The 6,020-nt window shown below is 58.4% G+C and carries 6 protein-coding genes, 1 pseudogene and 1 CRISPR repeat array; of the genes and pseudogenes, 1 reads left to right on the top strand and 6 read right to left on the bottom strand.

Annotation, left to right across the window (positions count from 1 at the left end):
• Positions 1-227 precede the first annotated feature (227 nt).
• Positions 228-982: a CRISPR direct-repeat array (repeat unit 37 nt; unit sequence GTTTCAATCCGCGCCCGGCTGACTTGCCGGGCGATGC).
• A 180-nt stretch (positions 983-1,162) separates the two neighbouring features.
• The 6 genes and pseudogenes from cas2 to cas8c form a co-directional block, all read right to left on the bottom strand.
• A complete protein-coding gene (gene cas2 / locus CKO42_RS25500) occupies positions 1,163-1,453 on the bottom strand; it encodes a CRISPR-associated endonuclease Cas2 (protein WP_200251745.1) in 291 nt (96 codons plus the stop codon).
• A 49-nt stretch (positions 1,454-1,502) separates the two neighbouring features.
• Entirely contained in the window at positions 1,503-2,543 is a 1,041-nt protein-coding gene (gene cas1c / locus CKO42_RS25495) for a type I-C CRISPR-associated endonuclease Cas1c (protein ID WP_242479701.1), read from the bottom strand.
• Complete coding sequence (gene cas4, locus CKO42_RS25490; protein ID WP_200251740.1) at positions 2,540-3,169, bottom strand: CRISPR-associated protein Cas4; 630 nt, start codon at positions 3,167-3,169, stop codon at positions 2,540-2,542. Before cas4 ends, cas1c begins: the two co-directional genes overlap by 4 nt.
• Positions 3,170-3,194: 25 nt before the next feature.
• Positions 3,195-3,413, bottom strand: a complete 219-nt coding sequence (locus tag CKO42_RS25485; protein ID WP_200251732.1) for a DUF433 domain-containing protein — start codon at positions 3,411-3,413, stop codon at positions 3,195-3,197.
• Between the two features lie 9 nt (positions 3,414-3,422).
• Positions 3,423-4,514, bottom strand: coding sequence for a type I-C CRISPR-associated protein Cas7/Csd2 (gene cas7c / locus CKO42_RS25480; RefSeq protein WP_476737488.1), 1,092 nt, complete (start codon positions 4,512-4,514; stop codon positions 3,423-3,425).
• 50 nt (positions 4,515-4,564) lie between these two features.
• Positions 4,565-5,668 (bottom strand): annotated as a pseudogene (gene cas8c / locus CKO42_RS25475) (type I-C CRISPR-associated protein Cas8c/Csd1); the annotation flags it as partial.
• A 94-nt stretch (positions 5,669-5,762) separates the two neighbouring features.
• On the opposite strand from cas8c, the gene CKO42_RS25470 reads away from it, so the two are divergent.
• Positions 5,763-6,020: IS1 family transposase (locus CKO42_RS25470; RefSeq protein ID WP_200251747.1), on the top strand; the 258-nt coding region annotated here is incomplete at its 3' end.

The raw sequence follows: 6,020 nt of genomic DNA, 5'->3' as shown, positions 1-6,020 counted from the left end.
CACACAGGCGCTCGATAACCGCCTGCTCTCCGGCCGCATAGATCGCTTGTGCCTGCTCAGGTGTCATCGCACCGTGTGATCAACCTGAGCGCGGGCGAACAGCGCCGGCCTTGTACCGCGTGCATGAACGGATGCATGCGCCAACATTAACCGGATCTCGACTCTGAGTCTAGGACCAAAAGGGTCAGCTACTTCGGGTTCAAGAGGCCGTGAACGGTTACGAAAAAGTTTCAATCCGCGCCCGGCTGACTTGCCGGGCGATGCTTGAGCGCATCAACGAGGACATTGACTTGCTCCGCGTTTCAATCCGCGCCCGGCTGACTTGCCGGGCGATGCCAAGACGCCGGCGGCAAATACTACCTAGAGCACGCTGTTTCAATCCGCGCCCGGCTGACTTGCCGGGCGATGCGTCAGCGTATCCGTGCTCAGGACCGAGTCATCGGCGTTTCAATCCGCGCCCGGCTGACTTGCCGGGCGATGCTCCTGACACATGCGGCCGGACACCTCGCGCTGTACGTTTCAATCCGCGCCCGGCTGACTTGCCGGGCGATGCGGGCGCTCGGTGGTCGGTCGCCGGGTGCCTTGGCGTTTCAATCCACGCCCGGCTGACTTGCCGGGCGATGCTCGGGTTGCGATCGGCTTTGAGCCCGAGGCTGGTGTTTCAATCCGCGCCCGGCTGACTTGCCGGGCGATGCCACGCCAGCGACACCGCCGGCGCGCTCGAATTGCCAGTTTCAATCCGCGCCCGGCTGACTTGCCGGGCGATGCGCGGTTGATCATGCGGGGCAGGCATTCCAATCGTGGTTTCAATCCGCGCCCGGCTGACTTGCCGGGCGATGCTTACTCGGAGCGCGGAACGCGGTTCCTACGACGGGTTTCAATCCGCGCCCGGCTGACTTGCCGGGCGATGCCGCAGGAGCCACCCGTTATGCCAACCTCATAGCAGTTTCAATCCGCGCCCGGCTGACTTGCCGGGCGATGCCGCACATGCATAAGTCATAGATTTTGCTGCAGATTTTTCAATCTTCGCGCGAACAGCAATCTTACAGCAGAACCAATGGTGCAATCTCACGGCCACTACGAAATATTGTACTTAAAAATCATAGCGTTAGCATTTTCGCGAAAGATGCGCGTTTGTGAGCCCACTCCAGGTTCGCGCGGCTCAGACCACGAGAGCACCTTCGAAGTCTACCGAGCGAAAGACACCGTACTGCTTTACCCTTAGATGATGGGGCTCAGTCAGACGATAGAAGCGAAGGTTGTCGACCTCGGCGTCGATTTCGCCAAGCAGTTGCCGCTCTAGCTCCTCGAACTGCATATCATTGACCTGACATTCAAACACCGATTTCTGCACCCGTTGCCCATAGCGCTCACAGGCCTTGGCGACTCGGCGCAACCGCTTTCGGCCTGCCGGCGTCACTGTGGACACATCGTAGGTAACGATAACGAGCATGATGCCTCCGGTATGCCGAGCGTGCTTTAAATTCGAGGAACTCGAGGAATCAACGTGTTAGAAAGGCCGAGTAAGCAGGAATATCACCGCGCAGCGTGCGCGCGAGGATGCGCGCTTGCAGCAATGGCAGCACACCGATGGGAACCTTGGTGTCTAACAAGGGATGCTGGATCTCTTCCTGCTTGCGCTCCTGCCAAGCAGTGACAACGGCGCGTCGACCTTGATCGTTCAGGAGCACAGCGCCGCCGTCTCGTTCTTCAAAATCTTTCCGGCTGAGCTGTCCGCGATTGATGAGGGCAAGCGCAAGTCTATCCGCTAGGGCAGCGCGAAACTCCTCTTGGAGATCAAGCGCGAGAGCCGCACGGCCTGGACGCACTGCGTGCAGAAAGCCGAGCTGTGCGTCGAGTCCGACCGCCTCGACGGCCGAGCGACAATCGTTCATCAACATCGAATATAAGAACGAAAGCAACGCGTTGAACCGATCGCGAGGAGGACGACGGGTGCGTCCATTCAGTTGAAAATGCTCACGGAGCTTTGGCTTGACAATATGGTTGATTGCGCTGAAATACCCACGTGCCGCCTCACCCTCAATGCCGCGCAGGGCATCAAGATCGGCGGCCTTTGCCAACGAGCGCACCGCAGCGTTAAGGTTGGCCGCCATTCTTTTCAGCTTTTCGGCATCTGCGTCTTCCGCAGCTTCGCGAGCGCCCCGCAGCAGCAGCGTTCGGCTATTGCGGAGCTTCCCAAGTAACAAGGCGCGCGCCAAAATCAGGGTTAATGCCTTGTCGTCGGCCGCGCGATACTGGGCACGGCGCAGCAGAATGTTGCCGGACACCGGACCCTCAAGCCGAGCCTTGAATCGGCCGAAGCGATCCAGCAGAACCAAGGCGCGGCCTTCGTCGGCGAGTTGATGCATCAAGGCCGGCGATACCAAGATATTGCCAAAGCACACCATGCCGCCGACATGATGCAGCGGGACTCGGAGCTTGGTCTCGCGCTCGACATCAATGCGCACGGTGCCATTGTCGAGATGCGCGTACGCCTGGGGCGTCATGACATAGAGGGTGTTCTCGATCTGATACAGGCTCATACCTTACCCTCCATGTCGTAGAGATCACCGAGGTCAGCGACTCGCTGAGCGTAGTTGGCCACTAGCGCGGGCTGACAGAGCTCGATCAGTGAGCAGGCTGGACAGCGGGCATCGTTGGCTGGAGGAGGAAGACGCTCCGCTATCAGCATGGCGCGGATGGCCGCGATCGTCTTAATCACTTTGTCGCGCAGCGTTGAGCTGATCTCGACCTCCCTGCGGCGGCGGCTGGATGCATGGTAGATCGCTCCTTTAGGAACGGGGCGACCGAGCATGTCTTCCAGACACATCGCTTGTGCGGCAAGCTGCAGATCGTCATGCAATGCTCGCCGCTTGCGGCCGTGCTTGAACTCAACAGGGAACCTGGTACCGTCCGGATGCACCTCGACGAGGTCCGCTTTACCGATCAGACCCAGACGCTCAGACCAGAGCGGCAGCGCCCGCTCGATCTTGATGCCAGCCTTGTTAACGTCGCCTGGCAGATCAACGAGCCGATGAACGGCCTGCCCCCTTGCTGTATGAACGTTATCCGCAAAGGCCTGTTCCTGGTGGATCAGGGCGCATTGACGCGGACAGTAACCCCAATGCTGAAGCGCGGAGATAGCGATGGGATCAGATAATTCTTCCATGGCGACGCCTGACCTCTCTTGCTGTTCAAGTCCTTGATGCGAGCAATGACTCGGCGGAGAAGCCAATGGCCGCAAGAATGTCCTTGCGCGTGAACTGGGGATAAGCAGCGAGGATGTCATCAATGGTCCAGCCGTCCGCGAGCCGGTTCATCAGCAGGCCCACGGCGATGCGCGTTCCGCGAACGAAGGGCTTGCCGGCGAGGACCGTTTCGTCGACGACGATATGTTTGTCCCAGTCAGTCATCACGTAGCCTCATTCGACCAGTTTCAACAGTTCGACACCTGGAAAATCCACGAGGCGACCGGCTGGCGGCGTTTCGATCAGGTAATCCGAAATCGCGCGCGAAGGTGCAGCAGGGTTCTTCCGCTGGATGCGGATCAACTCGAACAGTTTGTGCGCGGGGGCATTGCCGAGCTCGGAGTCGTGCTTGAAGACATAGAGTCCACGGGTTGCCATTTGCCCGCGAGCAGCAGAGCGGTCGTGCTCGAACATCTGTTGCAGCGCAGCCCAGAAGAGCTCGAGATCCGCTTGGCTGAACTGAGTGTCTCTCGCTAGAAACGCGGAGATGAACCCATGGCTGCGATAGAGCCCATAGGGCACGGTGTGCTTACGGCCCATGGTGCGATTGCCCCCCTGCTGTTTCTCAGCCTCCGCATCGGTGGCGACGGCCATGCGGGTGATGGAGTGCTCAGCGGCACTGATGGGATCGATGGAGCGCGCGAAGGTCAACTGCACAGGTCCACGCACTTGGCCGCAGTTGGGAGCAGTTTTTAGCGACAGCACGGCACCGAAGGTACGGATATCATAGAAGTCTCGGCACATTTGGGTGCGGCCGCGCTCGGTTTCGTCGCGGGTGGGCTTGCGGGATTTGGCGCCCTTCACGGCCTGCTCAATCAGCTTTGCGGCCTTTTTGTCCAGATCTGGCGTGTCCTTTAGCCACTGAGTGACCTCGGCCTTGTCGAGCACCGCAGCGAGCTTGAGTGACAGCTGCCCTTCTTCATCGGTGACAGGCTCGATACCGTCCGGTAGCGCCATATCCCGCACCACTTCCTGAAGATCCTCCGGGACATCGACGGTCTTTTCTTCTCCCAGGCTGATGTCGAGCTTCTTGAACGCTTCAACATGCGCGTGACCGAGTACGGCCTTCTCTTTGACGTAGATGTCGAAGCCATCCTCGAACTTGCCTCCGGGCTGTTGCTTGGTCAGGCCAACAAAGTTGCGCACCTTGCGCTTCAGCGACACGTCGGTCACAAGTCCCTGGCCGGTCTCCGCGTCGAGCCGCGGTAGATTGCCCGCGTCCGGGTCGCCGTTAGGATTGCCGTCGTGCACGTCGAACAACAGCACGAAGTCGTAGCGGTTGTGCATTGCGTTGTCGTTGTGTTGTGCATCGCTCATCATTGGTCGGTCTCCGTGGCGTCTGTTCCGTTGGCCTTGCCTTCAGGAGCATTGGTGCGCTTGGTGAAAAATGCCTGTCGCTGGTGGTAGTAGCCAATAGCGAAGCGGCCCTGGTCCGACATCAGCATGTGGGCAGGAAAGTCATTCAGCCCGTCCATGATCTCGGCAATGAGGCGCTCCATCTGGATCGCGCGTCCTTTAACAAGTTTGCCGAGGTGGTGGTTCTTGAGCCGCAACAGGGTCGGGAAGACGGTGCCAGGCGTGCCGGAGGCAGCGCCGTAAAAGCGGTCGCGGATCGTGGCATTGATGCCAGGGCTGGAATCCTCTTGGATCTTCTCCAGAGTGGCAAACAAGCGCCCCAGGCGGTAGGCAGGATTGGCATTCGATAAATCGAGCATGGGCTGCAGCTCCTTGTCGTTTGGGCTCGATGATGGCCCGACGCGCCGATACTCGCGGCAGAGCCAAGCTTTGATGGCGGCGGCACGGGCGTAAGTCACTTTCTCATCGGTTCGCGTCTTACGGACGGCCGCTCGGCAGCGCTGAACTGCCGCATTGAGAAGCGTGACAGGGTATGGCAGTCCAGACAGGACGGCGCCTACCAGTTGTCCACCAAGACTCGGGGGAAGGTTGTCCAATTCGCCTCTCGGCGAGCAAGCTTGCAAGAGTTGGTAGAGAGATAGATGCTCAAGATCGATCGATCTCCGCACGATGCGCAGATCCTCGAAATGTTGGTGCACGCGCCGAGCAAGTTCTATTGCAGGCGCTGTTTCCCAGAAGCGTATGGTGATTCGTGCAGCGCTGGGCGAAAGGCCAAGAACGTGAACGCGGTCTTCGGCATCGCCGACGATGAAATTGCCAGAATTGACGGCTCGGTATAGGGTTGCAATGTCTCGCTTGCCCAATTCTAGATCATCGGCTTTTGGTTCCCCGAACAGATTCGGAAGCGCCGTCTCCAGGTCGTGAGGGCGCTCGGCCCAGAAGACCGTCCAGCTATCACCGATCAGGACGCGTTGCTCTGATCCGCTGCGCAGTAGATGATTGAGGGCTGTCGCATACCGAAATGCAGCGGCCTCGCTCACGGGCCCATTGAATCCCTGAGTCTTGCCGTAGGACCAAGAGGAGGTAGTGCTCTAGACGTGGTTTATCCGTAAAATCTGTAGCATAATATAGATATTTGCTTTTTATAAGGTTATTAGTATGGCCGAGATCTCAGTGCTATGCCCGCAATGTGGTTCGGATCACGTCAAAAAACGCGGAAAAACGAATCAAGGTAAGCAACGCTACGCGTGTCACAACACATCCTGTTTAACTTATACCTTCATCTTGGACTATAGCTATCAGGGGCATCTTCCCGAAGTCAAGAAGAAGATCATTGATATGGCCTTAAATGGGAGTGGGATTCGCGATACAGCTCGTGTTTTATCAGTTTCTCAAACCACCGTCATCAAACACATA

This window comes from Lamprobacter modestohalophilus (genome assembly GCF_016583905.1).
GTDB classification, from domain to species: domain Bacteria; phylum Pseudomonadota; class Gammaproteobacteria; order Chromatiales; family Chromatiaceae; genus Lamprobacter; species Lamprobacter modestohalophilus.
This window is presented reverse-complemented; position numbering and strand designations above follow the sequence as displayed.

Coding starts and splice junctions, on each gene's coding strand:
- cas1c (WP_242479701.1), bottom strand. CDS start 2,543: ATGAGCCTGTATCAGATCGAGAACACCCTCTATGTCATGACGCCCCAG.
- CKO42_RS25485 (WP_200251732.1), bottom strand. CDS start 3,413: ATGACTGACTGGGACAAACATATCGTCGTCGACGAAACGGTCCTCGCC.
- cas4 (WP_200251740.1), bottom strand. CDS start 3,169: ATGGAAGAATTATCTGATCCCATCGCTATCTCCGCGCTTCAGCATTGG.
- cas2 (WP_200251745.1), bottom strand. CDS start 1,453: ATGCTCGTTATCGTTACCTACGATGTGTCCACAGTGACGCCGGCAGGC.